Origin of the sequence: Tetragenococcus halophilus subsp. halophilus DSM 20339, from assembly GCF_003841405.1 — a bacterium.
In the GTDB taxonomy this organism is placed as follows: domain Bacteria; phylum Bacillota; class Bacilli; order Lactobacillales; family Enterococcaceae; genus Tetragenococcus; species Tetragenococcus halophilus.
The window spans coordinates 604,485-627,247 of the sequence record NZ_PXYA01000001.1 but is presented as its reverse complement, the minus strand read 5'-3'; the positions used below and the strand labels follow the sequence as shown (position 1 = coordinate 627,247).

14 protein-coding genes and 1 pseudogene are annotated in these 22,763 nt (G+C 35.3%); 12 read left to right on the top strand and 3 right to left on the bottom strand.

Going from position 1 to position 22,763, the window contains the following annotated elements; genetic code table 11:
* The first annotated feature begins 13 nt into the window (after window positions 1-13).
* Window positions 14-889 (top strand): aldose 1-epimerase family protein, encoded by an 876-nt coding sequence (locus C7K42_RS02920; RefSeq protein ID WP_014124939.1) that lies wholly within the window; start codon window positions 14-16, stop codon window positions 887-889.
* Window positions 890-925: 36 nt separating this feature from the next.
* Here C7K42_RS02920 and plsY read toward each other — a convergent pair whose 3' ends face one another.
* The gene (gene plsY, locus C7K42_RS02915; RefSeq protein WP_014124938.1) at window positions 926-1,561 is read right to left on the bottom strand and encodes a glycerol-3-phosphate 1-O-acyltransferase PlsY; all 636 of its coding nucleotides are present in this window, start codon (window positions 1,559-1,561) and stop codon (window positions 926-928) included.
* Window positions 1,562-1,678: 117 nt separating this feature from the next.
* Between plsY and C7K42_RS02910 the strand changes: the two genes are divergently transcribed.
* The 3 genes from C7K42_RS02910 (at window position 1,679) to parC (ending at window position 6,800) form a co-directional block, all read left to right on the top strand.
* Window positions 1,679-2,107: a CoA-binding protein gene (locus C7K42_RS02910; RefSeq protein ID WP_014124937.1), complete on the top strand. Its 429-nt coding sequence runs from the start codon at window positions 1,679-1,681 to the stop codon at window positions 2,105-2,107.
* 212 nt (window positions 2,108-2,319) lie between these two features.
* Window positions 2,320-4,317 (top strand): DNA topoisomerase IV subunit B, encoded by a 1,998-nt coding sequence (gene parE / locus C7K42_RS02905; RefSeq protein WP_103099643.1) that lies wholly within the window; start codon window positions 2,320-2,322, stop codon window positions 4,315-4,317.
* A gap of 80 nt (window positions 4,318-4,397) precedes the next feature.
* A complete protein-coding gene (parC, locus tag C7K42_RS02900) occupies window positions 4,398-6,800 on the top strand; it encodes a DNA topoisomerase IV subunit A (RefSeq protein ID WP_371873174.1) in 2,403 nt (800 codons plus the stop codon).
* 127 nt (window positions 6,801-6,927) lie between these two features.
* Here the strand turns inward: parC and C7K42_RS02895 are convergent, their stop codons facing one another.
* Window positions 6,928-8,256, bottom strand: coding sequence for an ISL3 family transposase (locus C7K42_RS02895; RefSeq protein WP_012345024.1), 1,329 nt, complete (start codon window positions 8,254-8,256; stop codon window positions 6,928-6,930).
* Between the two features lie 414 nt (window positions 8,257-8,670).
* On the opposite strand from C7K42_RS02895, the gene pflB reads away from it, so the two are divergent.
* From pflB to C7K42_RS02865, 6 genes are all read left to right on the top strand, one after another.
* Window positions 8,671-10,953 (top strand): formate C-acetyltransferase, encoded by a 2,283-nt coding sequence (gene pflB / locus C7K42_RS02890; RefSeq protein WP_103099849.1) that lies wholly within the window; start codon window positions 8,671-8,673, stop codon window positions 10,951-10,953.
* Window positions 10,954-11,108: 155 nt separating this feature from the next.
* On the top strand, window positions 11,109-11,876 hold the full coding sequence (gene pflA / locus C7K42_RS02885; protein ID WP_014124933.1) for a pyruvate formate-lyase-activating protein: 768 nt from the start codon (window positions 11,109-11,111) through the stop codon (window positions 11,874-11,876).
* 213 nt (window positions 11,877-12,089) lie between these two features.
* Window positions 12,090-13,016, top strand: coding sequence for a manganese-dependent inorganic pyrophosphatase (locus C7K42_RS02880; RefSeq protein ID WP_014124932.1), 927 nt, complete (start codon window positions 12,090-12,092; stop codon window positions 13,014-13,016).
* Between the two features lie 527 nt (window positions 13,017-13,543).
* Entirely contained in the window at window positions 13,544-15,430 is a 1,887-nt protein-coding gene (gene glgB, locus C7K42_RS02875) for a 1,4-alpha-glucan branching protein GlgB (protein WP_014124930.1), read from the top strand.
* A gap of 49 nt (window positions 15,431-15,479) precedes the next feature.
* The gene (locus tag C7K42_RS02870; RefSeq protein ID WP_014124929.1) at window positions 15,480-16,622 is read left to right on the top strand and encodes a glucose-1-phosphate adenylyltransferase; all 1,143 of its coding nucleotides are present in this window, start codon (window positions 15,480-15,482) and stop codon (window positions 16,620-16,622) included.
* A complete protein-coding gene (locus C7K42_RS02865; protein WP_014124928.1) occupies window positions 16,612-17,217 on the top strand; it encodes a sugar phosphate nucleotidyltransferase in 606 nt (201 codons plus the stop codon). Before C7K42_RS02870 ends, C7K42_RS02865 begins: the two co-directional genes overlap by 11 nt.
* 151 nt (window positions 17,218-17,368) lie before the next feature.
* Here C7K42_RS02865 and C7K42_RS02860 read toward each other — a convergent pair whose 3' ends face one another.
* Window positions 17,369-18,475 (bottom strand): IS4 family transposase, encoded by a 1,107-nt coding sequence (locus C7K42_RS02860; RefSeq protein ID WP_124175387.1) that lies wholly within the window; start codon window positions 18,473-18,475, stop codon window positions 17,369-17,371.
* A 123-nt stretch (window positions 18,476-18,598) separates the two neighbouring features.
* Here C7K42_RS02860 and C7K42_RS02855 point away from each other — a divergent pair.
* Window positions 18,599-20,884, top strand: a pseudogene (locus C7K42_RS02855) (glycogen/starch/alpha-glucan phosphorylase); the annotation flags it as partial.
* Window positions 20,865-22,724, top strand: a complete 1,860-nt coding sequence (locus C7K42_RS02850; protein WP_069028968.1) for a glycoside hydrolase family 13 protein — start codon at window positions 20,865-20,867, stop codon at window positions 22,722-22,724. The pseudogene C7K42_RS02855 and the gene C7K42_RS02850, both read left to right, overlap by 20 nt.
* The last annotated feature ends 39 nt before the right edge of the window (window positions 22,725-22,763 follow it).

Genomic DNA, 22,763 nt, shown 5'->3' with positions numbered 1-22,763 from the left:
AGAGGAATATGCGATGGCGGTTACGATTGAAACGGATCATTTAAAAGCAGTTCTCAATGAAAAAGGCGCTGAGTTAGCGAGTTTAAAACGTAAAGACGCTGATATTGAATATATTTGGCAAGCTGATCCAAATTATTGGAAAAGACATGCGCCAGTTTTGTTTCCCATCGTCGGTTCATTAAAAGACAATACTTATGTATATAAGGATAAAAGTTATCGTTTATCTCAACACGGATTTGCCAGAGATATGGTTTTTGAAGTAATCGAGCAAAGAGAAGATTCAGCTAGTTTTCGTTTAAAAAACACGGAAGAAACGAAAAAAGTATATCCTTTTGATTTTGAATTAATTATTGGCTATAGTTTGGGTGGTGATGGTTTAACAGTAAACTATCAAGTAAAAAATACCACCGATGAAGAAATGTATTTTTCCATCGGTGGTCACCCTGCTTTTAATGTACCTTTAGAAGGTCATTTGTCCTTTACAGATTATTTTGTGGACCCTTCTCCGATGAAGTCAAGGATCAATCTACCATTAAAAGATGGTTTGATTGACTTACAACAGCGGACTTTAGGCCAAACCAATACTTCGATTGCTTTAAATCATGAATTATTTAAAAATGATGCGTTGATTTATGAAACAAAAGGTTTGAACGCTTTTACGATTCGTAGTGAGAAATCACCACATTCTGTTACATTAACTTTTAAAGATTTTTCCTATGTTGGGATTTGGTCTACTTATCCTACACAATCGCCTTTTGTATGTCTTGAACCTTGGGTTGGTATTGCTGATACAACAGAGACAAGCGGCGATTTGACAGAAAAAGTGGGCATCCAAAAATTAGCAGCACATGATACATTCCATACAAAATATGCTATCGTAGTAAAATAAAAAAACTTTGCGCACTTTTTTGCGCAAAGTTTACTTTTACTTTTTCTTTTCTTGTTTGTTTAAGCCAAAAGAAATACGGCTTTCAGTTCCTTGTCGAATTCGCTGAATATTTTGTCTATGTAAATAAAAAATGAATGCAGTAACAATAACAGCAATACAAGATAATAACCAATCTTGTTCAGGCAGTAAAACAGGCAAGATCGACGGTAGTATGAAAGTAGATAACGTGATAATAACGGCAGCAATCATACTAGATAAACTGACCATGCTGGTAATAAATAATAAAATTAAAAAAAGTGCTAGTGAGCAAAAAAAGAAAAGCGGATTATAACCTAAAAGCATGCCGGCACTAGTTGCCACAGCTTTTCCGCCTTTAAATTTGGCAAAAACAGGGAAAACGTGACCTACAATAGCAGCTAAACCAAACCACAGCGGATTGGTATCTACGCTGGGCAAATAGGCTAAAGAAGTTGCTAAAGTACCCTTTAACAAATCGGCCAAAAACACTGCAAAGCCGGCTTTAACCCCTAATATACGAAAGGTATTGGTTGTGCCGGAGTTTCCACTGCCAAATTGACGGATATCTTTTTTATAAAAAGTTTTTCCGATCCATAAACCGGAAGGTATAGAGCCTAGTAAATAGGCAATAATTATTAATATTATTGTTTTCATATGAACCAACCTTTTGTTAGACTAGCAATATTTTAGCATGAAAACGCAAAAGCAACAACTTAAATCACTTGTTTTAAAGCAAATGAAATAATAAATTTTCAAAGGAGTATGATGATAATGGCTTTTAAAAATCCAGATGAACAAACAATACAACAATATTTAAAAGAAGCGAAAAATATTGCTATTATCGGTTTGAGTGATAATAAAGAACGGACAAGCTATCAGGTGTCAAAAGTTGTACAAGAACATGGTTATCATATTTTTCCTGTTAATCCAAAGCTAGCTGGAGGAAAGATATTAGGTGAAACTGTTTATGCTCGTTTGCAAGATATAAAAGAACCCATTGACATTGTAGATATTTTCCGTCGTAGTGAATTTTTAACTGATGTTGCTGATGATTTTTTAGAAACGGATGCAAAAGTTTTTTGGGCACAGTTAGGTATCGAAAGTGAAGAAGCAGCGCAGAAACTACAAGATGCGGGTCGTAATGATATTGTTATGGATCGTTGCATTAAAATTGAGTTAGGAAAAATGGATCAAAATTGATGAACGTTTAGCTATTGTTCAATGATTTTTATCATCATTGTATAGGTAATATTTTACTATAACTTAAAACGATCTTTTTAAGAAAAACTTCATCTAGGGGTTTTTCTTCTTTTTTTTATGTGCTTTTTAGCGTATGATATAGTATGTTCATGTATATGATTTAATTAATAAAAATTAAACAAAGAAAATAATGTTAGCAAGGAGCGTTGACTTTGGCAAAAAAAACCAATGAATATAACGATGCTTCTATTCAAGTATTAGAAGGGTTGGAAGCAGTAAGAAAACGTCCTGGGATGTATATCGGCTCCACGGATCAGCGCGGCTTACATCATTTGGTGTATGAAATTGTGGATAATGCAGTAGACGAGGCGCTTTCAGGTTATGGCAACACGATTGATGTTACTATTTGTGAAGATAACAGTGTTCAAGTAACTGATTATGGGCGCGGTATGCCAGTAGGAATGCACTCATCGGGGATACCTACTGTCGAGGTTATTTTTACTGTATTGCATGCTGGAGGAAAGTTTGGACAAGCAGGAGGGTATAAAACTTCTGGCGGATTACATGGTGTAGGTGCCAGTGTGGTAAATGCTCTTTCTAGCTGGTTAGAAGTTACTATTGTTCGTGATGGCATTCAATATAAAGAAGTATTTAAAAATGGTGGAAAACCTGAAGGTACGTTGGAAAAAATAGGAAAAACGAAAGAAGCAAATCGTACAACGGTACATTTTCTACCAGATCCTACAATTTTTTCAGGGGCCAAAATTTCTTATGATATGTTGGCTGAACGTTTACGTGAGTCTGCTTTCTTACTAATGGGAGTTGAAATTAACTTAACGGATTTACGTGGGGAAGAAAAAGTAGAGGAATCTTTTCTTTATGAAGAAGGGATCAAAGAATTCGTTGATTATTTAAATGAAGAAAAAGATACTTTGACACCTGTTGCCTATTTTTCAGGAGAAAAAGATGGTATTGAAGTAGAATTTGCTTTTCAATATAATGATGGCTATTCAGAAAATATCCTTTCTTTTGTCAATAATGTACGGACGAAAGATGGCGGTACTCATGAAGCGGGAATGAAGGCTTCCTTGACGAAATCATTTAATGAGTATGCTCGTAAAGTCGGTTTATTAAAAGATAAGGATAAAAATTTAGAAGGTAGCGATTTTCGCGAAGGACTGGCTGCTATTTTGTCAGTGAGAATTCCAGAAAGCTTATTACAATTTGAAGGACAAACCAAGGAAAAATTGGGTACACCAGCGGCTAGAACAGCAGTTGATAATGTGATCGGTGAACAGCTGATTTTTTATCTACAGGAAAATAGCGATATGAGTCAGATGCTTGTTCGTAAAGCGAGTAAAGCACGTTTGGCGCGTGAAGCTGCTAGAAAAGCACGCGAAGAAAGCAGAAATGGCAAAAAACGCAAGAAAGGAGAGTCATTGCTTTCCGGAAAACTAACACCAGCGCAATCTAAAAATCCAGAAAAAAATGAATTATATTTGGTTGAAGGAGATTCCGCAGGTGGTTCGGCAAAGCAAGGACGTGATCGTAAATTTCAAGCAATTCTACCTTTACGAGGAAAAGTAATCAATACCGAAAAAGCAAATATGCAAGATATCCTAAAAAACGAAGAGATTAATACCATGATTTATACAATCGGTGCCGGTGTTGGTCCTGAATTTAGCTTAGAAGATTGTAATTACGATAAAATAATCATTATGACAGACGCAGATACCGATGGTGCGCATATTCAAGTGCTACTTCTTACCTTTTTCTATCGCTATATGAAACCTTTAGTAGAACAAGGCAGAGTTTATATTGCTTTACCTCCTTTTTATAAGGTAACTAAGGGTAGTGGAAAAAAACAAGAGGATAAGTATGCTTGGACAGATGAAGAGCTTGAAGTTATCACTAAAGGTATGGGCAAAGGTTATACATTGCAACGTTATAAAGGTCTAGGAGAAATGAATGCTGAACAATTGTGGGAAACTACAATGGATCCAAAACATAGAACATTAGTCCGTGTTAGAATTGATGATGCTGCTCAAGCAGAACGTCGTGTGACGACTTTGATGGGAGATAAGGTTGCCCCTAGAAGAAAATGGATCGAATCAAATGTGCAATTTAGCTTAGAAGAAGATGGTAGTATTTTGGAAACTGCAGAATCTACAGAAGAAAAAAATACGTCCTTACAAGAAGACTCTCTTTAGACAAAGAAATTATTTGATAAATAGAAGGTGAATTTTTGGAACAAAATAGTCAGATTCAAGAATTGACATTAGAAGAAGTAATGGGCGATCGTTTCGGACGCTATTCGAAATATATCATTCAAGAACGGGCTTTACCTGACATTCGTGACGGGTTAAAACCTGTACAACGTCGTATTTTATTTTCAATGAATAATGATGGGAATACTTATGATAAGAGCTTCCGGAAATCTGCTAAATCTGTTGGAAATGTTATGGGAAATTATCATCCTCATGGTGATAGTAGTATTTATGAAGCTATGGTTCGGATGAGCCAAGATTGGAAGTTACGTGAAGTTTTAGTTGAAATGCATGGCAACAATGGGAGTATGGATGGTGATCCACCTGCTGCAATGCGTTATACAGAAGCTCGTTTATCAAAATTGAGTGGACAAATGTTAAGTGATATTGAAAAAGACACCGTAGATATGGTGTTAAATTTTGATGATACAGAAGAAGAACCTACTGTGCTACCAGCTAAGTTTCCAAACTTGCTAATCAATGGTTCTACTGGAATATCTGCCGGTTACGCTACTGAAATCCCTACTCATAATCTAGCAGAAGTTATAGAGGGAACAATATATTTAATCGATCATCCCAATGCTTCTTTGGATAAATTAATGGAATTTATCCCTGGTCCCGATTTTCCTACGGGGGGAATTCTTCAAGGAAAAGAAGAAATCAAAAAAGCTTATGAAACGGGCAAAGGAAAAGTTATTTTACGTTCTAAAACCGAGATCGAAAATTTGCGTGGCGGCAAACAGCAGATTGTGGTTACAGAAATTCCATATGAAGTCAATAAAGCCACTTTGGTTAAAAAAATCGATGAGATACGTTTAGCTAAAAAAATCGAGGGTATTGCTGAAGTACGTGATGAAACCGATCGGACAGGTTTGCGTATGGTGATTGAATTAAAAAAAGATGTCAACGCTCAAGGTGTATTAAATTACTTATTTAAAAATACTGAGCTTCAAGTGAATTATAGTTTCAATATGGTAGCCATTGACAGCATGCGGCCACAACAAGTTAACTTAAAACATATTTTAGAAAGTTATGTTAATCATCGACGTGACGTTGTTTTAAAACGGAGTCAATTTGAGTTAAATAAAGCGCAAAAAAGACAACATATTGTGGATGGCTTGATGAAGGCTTTATCAATACTTGATCAAGTAATTGCGACCATACGTGCTAGTAAGGATAAAAAGGACGCGAAAAATAATTTAGTTATTCAGCATCAATTTACTCAAGCACAAGCAGAAGCTATCGTTAATTTACAATTGTACCGTTTAACAAATACTGATATTACTGAGCTAGAAAATGAAGCTGAAGAATTAGCAGCTTATATTGCTGAATTACAAAAAATATTAAGCGATAGTACGGAATTAATGAAGGTCATCAAAAAAGAGCTACGTGAAGTGAAAAAACAATTCAGCAATGCTCGTTTGACACAAATTGAAGAAGAGATTGAAGAGATCAAAATTGAAACAGAGGTTCTCGTTCCTTCAGAAGAAGTGATGACAGCTATTACCCAAGAGGGTTATGTAAAAAGAAGTAGTCTACGTTCTTATAATGCGTCTAGACCAGAAGAGCTTGGTATGAAAGATAGCGATGAAGTGGTATTTTGCCAGCAATTAAACACTTTAGACCATTTGTTGTTAGTAACAAATAAGGGAAATATGATCTATCGTCCTGTCTTTGAGTTGCCAGATTTGAAATGGAAAGAAACAGGCGAACATCTTTCACAAAATTTGTTGAATTTTAGCTCGGATGAAGTGATTTTGGCTGTGTACAGTTTTAACGAATTAGATCCAAGTAAAAATTTTGTATTCATGACGCAAAAGGGTATGATCAAACAAACGCACATGGATGAATTTAGCCCGTGGCGTACCTATAAAAGTCGGGCAACGACAGCTATGAAATTTAAAGATGATAGCGATGAATTGGTTAGTGTGTACTTGATTGACAGTAAGGAAGAATTGGATGTCTTTTTAGCAAGCTATAAGGGAATGGGGCTTCGTTATTCATTAACTGAAGTTCCTGTTGTTGGCTCTAAGGCAAGTGGCGTCAAAGCGATTAATCTTAAGACAGATGATGAAGTGACAAGCGGTATGCTAGTTTACAGTAACGGAGATAATCCAGTGATTATTGTCTCCCAACGAGGTGCCATAAAACGTATGCTAGCACAAGAGTTAACGCAGTTAAGTCGTGCCAAGCGTGGCGTGATGATTTTAAGAGAGCTTAAGAAAAATCCTCATCGCATTATTTATATGGGCGATGGTCAAGAAAAAACTTTACTTCTTACAAATGAAAAAGGACAACAAGTAGAAATTGAAAGTAATCAATATCCAATCAGTGATCGTACTTCAAATGGTTCTTTTGCAATAGATGAGAAACAAGGCGGCAAGGTATTAGAAGTAAAAGAAAAGTTTGAATATCAATCTGAATAAAGCAGTAATGAAAGGGATAAATCTAAATTTTTAGATTTATCCCTTTTTTGTGGCTCTTTGTCAAATAGTGTTGTTTAAGCAAAACCTTTATAAAAAGAAGGACTTCGGTTCTTCTTTTTTTGTTATTTTATAAGATCTCAAGAAGCCCTTGTTGAATAAGCACTCGCTTACGTAGATGATTAAAAGAACGAAAGCCAAAGGCAATCCGTTGAATTACTTTAATCAAGTTGTTTTTCCCTTCAAGTTTGCCGTTGGAATACGGTTGAGTAAAAGATAAGGTAATTTCTTTACGGTACTTTTGGAGGTGACGTAAGGATTTTTTAAAGGGTTCTTCTAATAAAGGCGACAGTTGATCAATGATAGCGAAAAATGGTTGCGCTTTGCCGTTTTCAAAAGCGTCAAGCAGATCTTGATAAACATCATAAGAAGCCTTAAGCACGGGATCAATGGTTAATAAGTAATCTACAACTTCCGATTCCGTCACATATTTTTGGCGAAAAAGAGGGAACTGTTTCAAATGGTCGTACCCCAAGTTTTTATGCTTTTTTTGGAGCTGTTTCCAGTATTTTTTTAATTTGCGATAATCCTTCATTTGTTGGGCGCTCTTTTTGTCCAGCTGGTTCATCGACCGAATCCGCTGCTGGTTAAAAGCTCGAGAAATCTGTTGGATAATGTGGAAATGATCCACAAGAATCTTGGCCTTCGGAAATACTTGAGGGATCATTTTTCCATAAGCCGAATTCATATCCATAACCACATGTTGGACTCTTTTCCGCGCTTGTTGAGTAAATCGTTGAAAGTAAGCAATCAGTTTGAAATTGCGGCGATCGTCCAAGATATCGATAATTTTTCCTGTCTGAGCGTCACTGAAGATAAAACACATGGCTCCTTCACAGTCCTTCGTGCCTTTGAATTCATCGATTAACAAATGTTTCGGTAAATGGTTGGGATTGAATTTAAGTCCTTGATAGAAGGTATCCAATACGCGTTCCACGGTTTTAAATGAGACCCCATAGCGTAAAGCAATATCTTTCATCGATAGTTTTTTCTTCAAGTCTATCGCAATGGCAAACTTCAAGGCTTGCGAAATATAACAGTCTTTGGCGATATAATAGGTCCTGGCACTAAAAGTATGATGACAGGATTTACAATAAAATCGTTGCTTAAATAAGCGTAAAACGCTGGGCACTTCCTGATAAGGAATTAATTGAATATCCGAAGCCTTTGGCGAATGTTTAATAAGAAGATTCTCTTCATTTATGAGGCCACAACATTCGCAAGCTTTCGGGGTGTAGGTAAGGACACCGTAAAAGACATTCGTCATTCGATGATGAATGGGTTCTTTTTGAACTGCTTGAGCGGAAAAAAAGATGTGAGGGTCCTTAATATTGAGTAAGTTTTTAAGGCCTACATCTAGATTTTGATCTTTAATTTTGATATCTTTGTATTGAAGCATTTGTTTTCTCCTTTTATTTTGGTGTCCAACTTAATTATAAAGGAAACAAATGCTTTTTTGTTATATAAAAAATTAGTGTTATTACTAATTTTTTTAGTAACAACACTAAATATTATAGACCCTTTTTTGTCAAAACTGTTACATTACCTATTATAATTTTCTGTATCTGTAGCAGTACAGAGAGAAAAAATTGCTGAGTTTGTTCACTATTTTACAATTATTAAAAATTTAATTTGATTTATTTGTCACAAGTAAAATTGTTGATATTATAGTTTATTTTATGCATATAATTCATTTTATGTGATTTTTTGTTAATATAATTGCTTGTAATGGCTTGCAAAAAACTCACTATGTGTTATACTGTTCACAGTAAAGCTGTTACATTTTGGAACAGAAATTAAGGAGGAGCAATATATGGCATCTGTAACAAAAGATATTGAAAAAGTAAATGCGGCTGCTTGGCAGGGTTTCAAAGGAGAAACTTGGCGCCACGAAGTAAACACTCGTGATTTTATCCAAGAAAATTATACTGAATATCGTGGAAATGATGAATTTTTAGAACCTATCGCTGAAAGTACTGACAAATTATGGTCGAAGTTGCAAGAATTGTTTGATGTAGAACATGATCACAATGGTGTTTATGATATGGATAATGATATTCCATCGACAGTTACTTCTCATGGACCAGGTTATTTAATTAAAGATGAAGAAAAAATCGTTGGACTACAAACTGATAAACCATTAAAGCAAGCTTTCCAACCATTTGGTGGCATTAAAATGGCAAATAATGCTTTAAAAAGTAATGGTTATGAAGTAGACGAAGACATGAACAAGATCTTCACCGACTGGAGCAAGACGCATAACCAAGGTGTGTTTGATGCTTATACGCCGGAAATGCGTCGAGCTCGTTCAAACAAAATCATTACAGGTTTACCTGATGCTTATGGTCGTGGTCGTATCATCGGTGATTATCGTCGTATCGCTTTATATGGGATCGATTATTTAATCGAACGTAAACAAGATGACTTAGCAAATACTGGCTATCGTACCATGACAGATGACGTTATTCGTTTAAGAGAAGAAGTTACTGAACAATTACGTGCTTTAAATGATTTGAAAACAATGGCTGCTTCTTATGGTTTTGATATTTCACGCCCGGCAGCTAATGCGCAAGAAGCTATTCAATGGTTATACTTTGGCTATCTAGGTGCTATTAAATCACAAAATGGTGCTGCTATGTCCTTTGGCCGGGTTTCGGCATTCTTAGACATCTATATCCAACGTGATTTGGATGAAGGTGTAATTACAGAAGCTCAAGCACAAGAATTAATCGATCAATTAGTATTGAAACTTCGTATGGTAAAATTTGCTCGCACACCTGAATATAATGAATTGTTTTCCAGTTTTCCAATTTGGGCCACATTATCATTGGCTGGAATGGGTATTGATGGTCGCTCGCTTGTAACAAAAAATGATTTCCGTCTGTTGCATACCTTATCCAATATGGGGCCAGCCCCAGAACCAAATATGACGGTTTTATATTCCTCACACTTGCCTAAAGGATTTAGAACTTTTGCGGCAAAAATGGCCAGAGAAAGCTCTTCGATTCAATTTGAAAATGATGATCTTTTACGTGCAAACTGGGGGTCAGATGACGTTTCGATCGCTTGTTGTGTATCGGCAACGGTAACTGGTAAAGATATGCAATTCTTTGGTGCGCGTGCTAACTTATGTAAAGCAGCACTTTATGCGATCAATGGTGGTGTCGATGAAAAAACGAAAAAACAAGTGGGTCCTAAATATCGTCCAATCACAGGAGATACCATTGATTATGACGACTTTATGGATAAATATAAAGACATGTTAGATTGGCTAGCTGAGCTTTATGTAAACACATTGAATGTTATCCATTATATGCACGATAAATATTCTTATGAAGCAGCGCAACTTGCTTTGATGGATACCAATTTGAAACGTACTTTTGCTACAGGTATTGCAGGGATTTCACATGCAGCTGATAGTATTATGGCAATTAAATACGGTAATGTAAAAGTTATCCGTGATGAAACAGGATTAGCTGTAGACTACGCACCGCAAAATGAATTTCCAACTTATGGTAACGATAATAAAGAAGCTGACGATATGGCTAACTGGATTGTAGAGTACTTCATTACTCAAATTAAACGTCAACACACTTATCGTGATTCGACACCAACAACATCGTTATTAACGATTACTTCCAATGTTGTTTATGGTAAAGCAACCGGTAATACACCAGATGGACGTCGTGCTGGAAAACCATTAGCTCCAGGTGCAAACCCATCTTATCAAGATGGCCAATACTTGGGTGAAAAGAACGGCTTATTAGCTTCATTAAACTCAACAGCTCGTTTGAACTATGAAAATGCTATGGATGGTATTTCAAATACGCAAACAATTAATCCAACAGGTTTGGGTAAAGATGAAGATACTCGCATTAACAATTTGACAAATGTTTTGGATGGTTACTTTGATAAAGGTGCTTATCATATCAATGTTAATGTATTCTCCAACGATCTATTGCTTGATGCGCAAGAACATCCAGAAAAATATCCTAACCTAACGATTCGTGTTTCGGGTTACGCTGTTAAATTCCGTGATCTAACACGCGAACAACAAAATGACGTGATTTCAAGAACAGCTCACGATAGAATGTAAAGAAGCTTTTTGAGGGTGACAAGGCTCTTGTTGCCCTCTTTTTAAATAATGGTTAAAAAGCTAGCCATGCTTAAATAACCACCGATTTTATAAATTACAGCAAATAAACACTTAACTAGTTGTTGTTTTGCTTTTCTAATGAAAGAGGGATTTTTATGACAGATCCAATTATGGGTCGAATCCATTCTACAGAAAATTTTGGTACAGTAGACGGACCGGGCGTTCGTTTTGTTATCTTTGCGCAAGGTTGTCGTATGCGCTGCCAATTTTGCCATAACCCTGATACTTGGAATATTAATTCCAAAAAAGCACAAATGCGTACTGCCGACGATGTGCTTGATGAAGCGTTAAATTATCGTGCTTACTGGGGTGAAAAAGGGGGAATTACTGTAAGTGGTGGTGAACCTTTATTACAAATAGATTTCTTAATTGACTTATTTAAAAAAGCTAAGGATAAAGGGATAAATACTACACTGGATACTTGTGGGAATCCTTTTACCAGAAAAGAGCCTTTTTTTAGTAAGTTTGAGGAATTAATGAACTACACGGATCTATTATTGTTTGATATCAAACATATTGATACCGTTCAACATAAAAAATTAACTAAACATGGGAACGAAAATATTTTGGAGATGGCTCAATATCTATCAGAAATTGGTAAACCTGTTTGGGTTCGTCATGTGTTAGTGCCATTTCGTAGTGACTATGATGAGTTTTTGGATCGTTTAAATGAATTCATTCAGTCTTTAAATAATGTGGATAAAGTTGAAATTTTACCTTATCATACGATGGGTCGCTATAAATGGGATGAATTAAATCTAAAATATCCACTAGAAGGAATCGAACCTCCAGGACAAGACCGGGTGGAAAATGCGAAAAAAATTCTTCAAGTGGACCAATACACTGGATATCAAACAAGATAAAGAAGAAACACTGAAAACATTTTTTCAGTGTTTTTCTCATTTTAGAAGAGTCACTAAGAAGGAATAGCTTAAAGATCAGTGGAAAATATTTTACTAACTCAAACAAATAATGGATTAACATTTCCTTGTTTTACTTCTGTTTGTGAAAATCATGGAAATTTTTAGAAGTTTTTGCTATCATTATTATTGAATTGAAAGATTGGAGTGAAAGTTATGGCAAAGATTTTAGTTTTTGGTCACCAAAATCCTGACACAGATGCGATTGGGGCGGCTATTGCTTTTTCTGAATTACAAAAACAAAAAGGACAAGATACTGAAGCTGTTGCTTTAGGAAAAGTTGGAGAAGAAACGCAGTTTGCTTTGGATTATTTTAATCTTCAAGCACCTAGAGTGATTGCTAAAGCTGGCGATCAAACAAATGATGTAATGCTTGTTGATCATAATGAATTTCAACAAAGTGTAGCTGATATTGAAGATATTAAAATCTTATCAGTGATCGATCACCATCGTATATCCAATTTCCAAACAGCTGATCCACTATACTATCGCGCTGAACCTGTAGGATGTACTAGTACTATTATTTTGAAGTTATATAAAGAAGCTGGTTTAGCACCAACAAAAGCAGTTGCTGGTATTATGCTGTCAGCCATTATCTCTGATACCTTATTGTTTAAATCACCAACATGCACACAAGAGGATATCGATGCTGCTAAAGAATTAGCAAATATTGCCGAAGTGGATACTGATACTTATGGTTTGGAAATGCTTAAAGCAGGAACTAATCTTACAAACAAATCAGCCGAAGAGTTAATGGATATGGACGCTAAAAGCTTTCCAATGAGCGATAAAAATGTACGTATTGCACAGGTAAATACTGTAGACTTAGAAGAAGTTTTCAAGCGTCAAACTGAACTTGAACAAGCTATGGAAAAAGCAAATAAAGAAAACAACTATGATTTATTCGTTTTGCTTGTTACTAATATTTTAGATAGCGATTCAGAACTACTTGTTGTGGGGGATCCTATAGAAAAGATTGAAAAAGCATTTAATGTTACTCTAAATAACCATAGAGCATTTCTAAAAGGTGTTGTATCTCGTAAAAAACAAGTTGTGCCTCCTTTAACAGAAAGCTTTCAATAAAATTTAAATTAAAACGTCTTAAAATATAAAGTGAATGCTTTTATTTTAAGACGTTTTTTAATTATTTTATACCACGCTATTTAATCTGACTGAAAAACTTTTTTATTGTATTTTCCCAGTTATTTTTCCCTTTAGAAAATATTTGTTTTAAAGAAAATTCAGAATGGTTCTTTTATACTTTATGAAAAAAATGAAAGAAGCTAAATTTGTTAAAAATAAAATTTTTCTGCATATAATGAAAATTACTGATTTTATCGTATTTATTTATAAAAATTTTGAAAAAGAATCGGGGATAAAGCTAAAGTTTTATTTCATATATTTTGAAAATGCTTTCGTAAATGTCATTTTTATCGACGTAATTTAAAAAACTTTTTTAATTTTGTTAATTTTTAGAATAATAAAAAAATTCATTTGAAAAAATTGTGATTATGATATAATAGACATAGAAACAAAAGTTCAAATTATGCTAAATAAACGCACTTGTTTTTAGTAGGTATTTTTTCGTTATTTTTTAAAGGAGGGTTGATATGCTTGAATCAAGTAAAGAAGTCTTAGAAGCTGAACAACGTTTTTTAACGGGAGAAAACTTTTATGTTCAACATTTTTTAGGTGTTCACAAAAATGAAAACGGATACGTTTTTCGAGTATGGGCGCCTCATGCCCAGCAAGTATATTTGATAGGAGATTTTAATGACTGGGATGAGTCTTTGCCCATGGAAAAAAGAGAAAAATCAGGCGTATGGGAGCTTGCAACTTCCTTGGCGGAAGAAGGACAATTGTATAAATTTTTAGTTCAACAAGCAAATGGTCGTAAAATTATGAAAATTGACCCTTTTGCGGTTCGTTTTGAAGAAAGACCTGGAACAGCAGCAGTCATTTATACTATTCCTGAAAAAAAATGGCATGATAATTTATGGCGTGGTCGTCAAAAAAAGACACAAACATTGAAACGCCCTATGAATATTTACGAAGTTCATGCTAGCTCTTGGAAGCATGATGAAAGTGGGCAGCCTTATACTTTTAAAGAGTTAGAAGAAGAGCTCATTCCTTATGTTAAGGAAATGGACTATACACATATTGAATTTCTCCCGTTGATGGAACACCTTCTTGGCGCCTCTTGGGGTTACCAATTAACAGGTTTTTTTGCATTATCTTCTTATTATGGTACACCAGTTGAGTTTCGTGATTTTGTAGATTCTTGTCATAAGAATAATATTGGTGTATTTGTGGATTGGGTGCCTGCTCATTTTTGTGTTAATGAGGATACATTACCTTATTATGATGGAACACCAACTTTTGAGTATGAAGATCCAAACCGAGCGCATAACATTCGTTGGGGAACCATTTGTTTTGATCTTGGTAAACCACAGGTACAGAGTTTCTTGATTTCAAGTGCATTATTTTGGCTAGATGTTTACCATCTTGATGGTATGCGTGTGGATGCCGTTACTAGCATGTTGTATTTAGATTATGACGAAGGTCCATGGCAGCCTAATCATGAAGGAGGCAATCGAAATTTTGAAGGCTTCTATTTTCTACAAAAACTTAATGCTGTCATTAAACTTGCCTTTCCACAAACTGTTATGATGGCTGAAGAAAGCAGCTCGGAAACCCAAATTACCGGTATGATTGAAAGTGGCGCATTGGGCTTTGATTATAAATGGAATATGGGTTGGATGAATGATGTACTACGTTTTTATGAAATGGATCCTGTTTTCCGTAAAGATAATTTCCATTTATTGACCTTTTCTTTCATGTATATGATGAATGAACATTACATTCTTCCTTTTTCTCATGATGAAGTTGTTCATGGTAAAAAAAGTTTAATGCATAAAATGTGGGGCGATCGTTATAAACAATTTGCTCAATTACGAAATATGTATACTTTTATGATGACACATCCGGGCAAAAAAATCCTCTTTATGGGAAGTGAATGGGGTCAGTTTCTCGAGTGGAAATATAATGAAGGTTTGGAATGGGTGGATCTGGAAGATGAACTGAATAATAAAATGCAACATTTTACTGCTAAACTAAATTCCTTGTATAAAGATGAGCGTAGCCTATGGGAATTAGAGGATACAGCGGAAACTGTAGAATTAATTGATGCTGATAATACCGCAGAGAGTGTATTGACTTTTATACGTAAATCAAAAACCAAAAGGGATTTTCTTATTATAGCGCTAAATCTAACGCCTGTAGAAAGACAAGATTTTGCGATCGGTGTTCCTTATCCAGGAAGTTATCAAGAAGTATTGAATACAGAAAAAATTGAATTTGGTGGTACTTGGACTAAAAATAATAGTCGCTGTCAAAGTATTGATCAGCCATTTAAACAGTTTAATCAGCAGATACAGACGGTTTTACCCGCTTTAGGTGCACTTATTATTAAACCTGAGGAAATTCAAATGAAATAAGAAAAGAAGTAGGATTATTGAGAGGAGGAAAGGTGTTTTCACCGTAATCATGAAAACAGAGACAGTAGCTATGATATTAGCAGGTGGACAAGGAACACGATTAGGAAAATTAACCAAAAATATGGCTAAGCCTGCAGTTCCCTTTGGTGGACGTTATCGGATTATTGATTTTACATTGAGTAATTGCGCTAATTCGGGAATTAACAATGTAGGTGTTGTTACGCAATACCAACCCTTAGAATTAAATGCCCATATTGGAAATGGTGCCAGTTGGGGCTTGGATGGAATTGATTCAGGAGCGACAATTTTACAACCTTATTCAAGTTCAGAAGGAAGTAAGTGGTTTGAAGGAACAGCGCATGCGATTTATCAAAATATGGAATATATTGATCAACTAGATCCTCAATATGTTTTAATTTTATCAGGTGATCATATTTATAAGATGGACTATGAAGCGATGCTGGAAAACCATAAAGAAAAAAGGGCGTCCCTTTCAGTAGCTGTTATTGAAGTGCCATTTAAAGATGCTTCTAGATTTGGCATTATGAATACAGATGAAAATGGACGGATTATCGAATTTGAAGAAAAACCGGAAAATCCTAAGAGTAATTTAGCTTCAATGGGGATCTATATTTTTAACTGGGGAAGACTACGGAGTATTTTACGTACTGGTTTTGCCAAAGATAGTACGATGAGTGATTTTGGTAAACATGTGATCCCTGCTTATCTTGATAGCGGAGAAAACGTGATCGCTTATCGTTTTGATGGCTATTGGAAAGATGTGGGAACAATTGAGTCTTTATGGGAAGCGAATATGGAATTTTTAGATCCGGAGATGGAACTAGATATCCGAGATAAAGGATGGCGTGTTTATTCTAAAAACCATATTTCCCCGCCTCACTTTATCACGGAAATGGGGTCAGCTAAAGATTCGTTGATTTCAGATGGATGTTATGTTGCTGGAGATGTAAAACATAGTGTCTTATCTGACGATGTGCAAATAAAAGATGGCGCTAGTGTATCTGACAGTGTCATTATGTCAGGGGCGACTATCGGTAAAAACGTGATCGTTAAACGAGCGATTATCGGCGAAAATGCAATTATCGGTGATAATGCTGTGATCGATGGTACTGATGAGATAGAAGTACTGGGCTATAATGAAGTGATTGGGGTGACCATGGATGAAGACTAATAAGATGTGTGCTTTGGTAGGTAATTTGCATAGATATAAAGAATTAATGCCTTTAATAAAAAATCGTCCGTTAGCCACCTTGCCTTTTGATGGTAAATATCGTTTAATTGACTTTAACTTATCAAATATTGCCAACGCAAACATAAAATCACTTTTTATGGTATTTAATGAAGGGGAAACGCAATCGGTTTTTGACCATGTAGGTGGTGGAAAAGAGTGGAATTTAGATGGTATCCAAAACCGCTTTTTTATCCATACTTATCAAAACTTCGTTCGTCAAGATGATAATAATAGCAGTTATTATGATGTTTTAATTGACTATCTACGCAAATCAAAATCAGAATACGCTGTTTATATGGGAAGTAAAATTTTATGTAATATTGATTTAAAAACACTTCTGCATATTCATCAAGCACGAAATTGCGATATGACAGTCGTTTATAAAAAAATAGATCTAGAAAAAACAAATAGTGATGACATTTTACTTACATTAGATGATGAGCATACGATTAGTGAGAAGACTTTTGCTAAAGATGCGACAACTCAGAGTGAGGTAAATCTGTGCGCCGATATTTTTATTATTAAAACTCACTAGTGGTGCATTAATATAATCAGAATATTCAGATGTTAACTTTTTCTAAAAAATGACAAAAAAATCAAATGCTTACGCAAGGGATGACTTTTCCAGAAAAAATTTTTTCATTATTTATCTGAATACTGTTGCAACGACGACAAATGCTATTTCGTCACGTAGGAACGAGTAATACCCACAATTCTTCAAAAGGTTGAAAAAGCAGATGTTTTAATAGGCGCTTGATTTGGAACGGGGATTTCTTACTTCCTGTCTCTACTTTGAGTAAATACGTCAATAGACTGGCAATCATGGCGAGAATGATTTGATTGCTTACCCCTTTTTCACTGTATGAAAATAGCTTTTTAATCGTCATATGTTGCTTGATATGCTTAAAAAATAGTTCAATTTGCCATCTCGCTTTGTACATGTCGGCCACTTCTTGGGCGGTCACATCAAAACGGTTGGTGACAAAGCGTAATTGTTTTCCTTTTTCATCCTGAATCGTGACCAAGCGAAACGGGGAAGTGAAATAAACCTGAGTGCCTAACACTACCATTTGGTCACGCAAAATGTTTTTACTCTGAGAAGGTTCATAAGTTTCTAGGACATGAACTTTGGCATTTTTCTTCACTCTTGTGACGAAAAAGTAGCCGTCAGCTTCCATCTCGTCCAGTCGCTCGTAATCAATATAGCCACGATCAAAGATATAGGTCGCTTCCGGTTGATTGACAAAAACTTCTAAGTGATTGTCATCATGTTCTACCGCATTCGTGACTTCAAACTGATCCGGATACAAGTGCTCTTTATCCATAAAACAGAGTTTTAAGTGAAGCTTGATCCCCGCTTTGGTTGAGCGAAAGTCTGCCCAAGGGTACCGAGTGGTATTTAACGAAAAAGTGGAAGAATCCACGAGATAGAGTGCGTTTCGTTTGGTCACCGGTATTTTTGACCGTGCTTTTTCCAGTAACTGTGCGAAAATCGCCCACAAAATTTCGTCGTCCATCTGGGCGAGCTCACGGGAAAGCTGCGAATGACTAATGGCATCTAACGCCATGGTCTGTTGTAGATCAGGGGAAACAAACGCTGTATCTATTTCACGTAAACTTTCGCACTCATTGTCGATGCCATAGAGAAACACTTTCAAAAAGTGTTCAAAATCAAACTTTTTATGATACTTGTCGGCTTGAGAAATTTTCTCACGAATAGAAAAAGGTAATTTTTTTAAAATAATATTCGAAAACCATTTATTAAAAGCTGAAATTGTTTTATACTTATCCATGTGTTTGTCCTTTGTATTGGTCTTGGATAAGTCATCCAAGACCAGTATAAAGGATTTTTTTATGGATGGAAATAGTGTGAAACATAATGAGTGAATTTAAAATGTTTCATGCACCACTAGTGGAAAAACTATCTGGTAGAAGAGCAAAAACAAGTTTATTATTTTTCGATTGAGTTTTTGCCTGGAAAATTACTAAAAAGTAATTTATTAAATTTAGGGATTTTAGAAGAAGTAAGAACCACCTTAGCTGATATCAATATTGACCTGGACGAATTAGCTGATGTTGAAAGAGATATGGCTTTAGGTAACGGTGGTTTAGGAAGGCTTGCTTCATGCTTTATGGATTCGATCGCTTCTTGTGGTTTGCCTGGAAATGGGAATGGCATTCGTTACGACTATGGATTGTTTAAACAGCAGTTTGTCGATGGTTATCAAGTCGAACTTCCTGATGAATGGTTAAAAAGAGGGAATGTTTGGGAGATTCGTCGTGAAAGTAAAGCTTGCGATGTACATTTATTCGGTAATGTTTATATGAAACGTCTTTCCAATGGCAAACTACAAGCTATCGAAGAAAATCAAACTACTGTACGTGCAGTGCCTTATGATACAGGGATGATCGGTTATCAAAACGGAATTGTAAATACAATGCGTTTGTGGAGTGTAGAAATCCTTGTTTCAGAAGAAGCTAAATATCAAAGCCTTGATGAAAGGCGTACAATTGAAGATTTGACTGCTGTTTTATACCCTGATGATTCACAGGAAAGCGGTCGTTTAGTACGCTTAGCACAAGAATACTTTTTTGTATCAGCAGGGCTTCAAAGTATCATTCGTTATTATAAAAAGCTCAATCTTCCTTGGCATTCATTAAGTGAAAAAATTGCTATTCACATTAATGACACACATCTTGCCATGTGTGTCCCCGAGTTAATGCGCATATTGATGGATGAAAATGGAATTAACTGGGAGTTTGCTTGGGATATCACGGTCAAAGTGCTAAGCTACACCAACCATACAATTATGGCAGAAGCTTTAGAAAAATGGCCAATTTATCTGATGAAACGGGTTGTGCCAAGAATTTATCAAATTATTGAAGAGATTGACCGTCGTTATGTTATGTCTATGCAAGGCATTCATCCACAAGATCTGATTCAAAGGACCCGTTTGTTACAAAATGACCAAGTCTATATGGCACACTTGGCAATTATCGGTAGCCATAGTACCAATGGCGTGGCGAAAATGCATTCTGATTTATTGAAGACAATTGTTTTACGTGATTTTTATAATATTTATCCTGAGCGTTTTAATAATAAGACAAATGGTATTACAGAGCGTCGCTGGATGCAGCTAGCTAATGAGCCTTTGTCAGCTGTTATGGATGAATTGATCGGTGATTCTTGGCGGAAAAACCCACAAGATTTAAAACGATTAATGAATTATCAAAACGATAAGAAAGCTTTAGAAAAACTGCGTGACGCAAAAAGAAAGAAAAAAGAAGAACTTGCTGTATATATATTGAAGACAACGGGCATCGAGGTATCAGCTGATGCAATATTTGATGTACAAATTAAACGACTTCATGCTTATAAACGTCAGTTAATGAACTTGCTTCATATTTTAAAGATATATTTCGAAATAAAAGACAATCCAGAGATAGATATTACACCTCGTGTGTTTATCTTTGGCGCTAAAGCAGCACCCAGCTATACTTACGCTAAATCAATTATCAAAGCGATCAATGAAACAGCGAATATGATTAACAACGACCCTGAGATACAAGATAAAATCAAAGTAGTCTTTCTATCAAATTACAATGTTTCTTTAGCTGAAAAAATTATTCCAGCAGCTGATGTTAGTGAACAAATTTCATTGGCCTCCAAAGAAGCATCGGGGACTAGTAATATGAAATTGATGCTTAATGGCGCTATAACTCTTGCTACACTGGATGGCGCAAATATAGAAATCAAGGACGCTGTTGGCGATAAAAATATCTACATTTTTGGCTTAACCGAAAAAGAGGTATATGATTACTATGAAAAGCAAGATTATTCTTCGCAAAAGATTTATGACGAAGATGAAGAACTGCAAAGAATTTTAAACGCATTTGTTGATGGCACTATTCCAAATGTTGAAATTGAGGGACGAGAAATTTTTGATTCTTTATTGAAGTTTAATGACGAGTACTTTTTGTTACGAGATTTTCGAGATTACGCTCAAGCGCAAGAAAAAATCAATCGTGATTATAAAGATTCGGTTTTATGGCAGAAAAAGAGTTTAGCAAATATTGCAAATGCTGGTGGTTTTTCGGCAGATGAAACAGTTAAAGCTTATGCAGAAGATATCTGGCAGATTGAACCAATTTTTGCTCATACAGAAAAAGAGGGGACAACTAATGGCAGTCATCCGTTTTAATCCTTGGAAAATTACCCATAAGAAACCTTTTGGTGCAGTAAAAGAAAACGAAGTTGCGACATTTACCATTGAAGTGATAGCTGAAAAAATCATGGCCGTTTATTTGGTTATTCATAAAGATTTCCAAGAAGAAAAGGTAATTACTATGAAAAAAAAGGAAGAAACACAATTTTCCTGTGAATATTTCTTTAACCAACAGATTGGATTATATTACTATCATTTTGTGGTACAGACCCAAGAGAACGGTAAAACTTTGACAGAATATTATGGACCTACAAAAAAGGGAGGGGAAGGGCAAAAGTTCTCTTCCTCTGAAGCTGTTTGGGACTATCAGGTCACTTGCTACAAAGAAGAGGAAAAAGCACCAGAATGGTATCGTGAAGGAATCTTTTATCAAATTTTTCCTGATCGATTTGCCAATGGCAATCCTGATCAGATCATTAACTCCCCCAAAAAAAATTCTTATATTTATGCTACCGAAGAAGATGATCCGTTATATGTCAAAGATGCAGATGGCGAAATTTTACGCTGGGATTTTTTTGGAGGAAATTTTAAAGGTATTCTACAAAAAATCCCTTACCTGAAAGAATTAGGCGTTAATGGCATTTATTTGAATCCTATATTTGAAGCAAGCAGTAATCATCGTTATGATACAGCTGATTATTTTGCTATCGATCCAGTTTTAGGTACACAAGAAGACTTTGAAACATTGGTAAATACTTTACATGAAAACGATATGCGTTTAATTTTAGATGGTGTTTTTAGTCATGTAGGTCAGAATAGTCGCTATTTTAACGTTAACGGAAATTATGGAAAAGACAAAGGCGCGTACAACGATCGTTATAGTCCGTATTACTCTTGGTTTACTTTTTATGATTATCCAGATGATTATGCATCTTGGTGGGGGATCAAGGATTTACCAGAAGTAAATAAAGAAGATCCTGGATTTCAAGCATTTATTTACGGAAATACTAACAGTGTTTTGTCGAAGTGGAATCAGTTAGGTGTTGATGGTTGGCGCTTGGATGTGGCAGATGAACTTTCTGATGAATTTATTAAAGGGATTCGAAAAAATCTAGAAAATTTTCCAGAAAAAGTTTTATTAGGAGAAGTTTGGGAAGATGCTTCCAACAAAATTTCATACCATCATAGACGAGAGTACATTCTAGGAGACCATTTACAAGGTGTCATGAATTATCCACTGCGCAATAGTGTTATTGATTTGTTGAATGAAAATAAAACGCCAGAAGATGTTGCCAAGTCATTGATGGTCCTATATGAAAATTATCCAGCAGATATATTTTTTAATAACCTAAATAATATAGGTACACATGATACAGAACGAATTTTATCTGAATTAGGAAATCATTTACAAAAACTTGATTTAGCTTTTGCTATGATGTTTATTTTCCCTGGCGTACCTTGCATTTATTATGGGGACGAAGCGGGGCTTACTGGTGGTAAAGATCCAGAAAATCGGAAATTTTTTCCTTGGAATACTATTAATCAAGATATTTACGATGATTGTCAAAAATGGATTAGTTTTCGTAAAAAAAATGCTTTATTAACAAAAGGAGATGTCTGCTTTTTCTACGGTCCACAATTATTTGGAATCTTACGTTATTCTGAAGATAACTATGTAGCACTTTTAATAAATCCCGGCAATTATCCTACCACAGTAAATGGGAATTTAACCTTTATTGCCGATGACACAGCTATGATTAAAGAAGTTCATCAACGTTTTTCTGATCGAACTTTAAAAGAAAATAGTTATTTATTGATTACGAGTGAACAAAAAAAGAAAAGTATTGAAAAATATCGGGCTATAACAAAAAAGTAAAACTTGTTCATCATTCCTTCGTCTATAAATATTTAATCT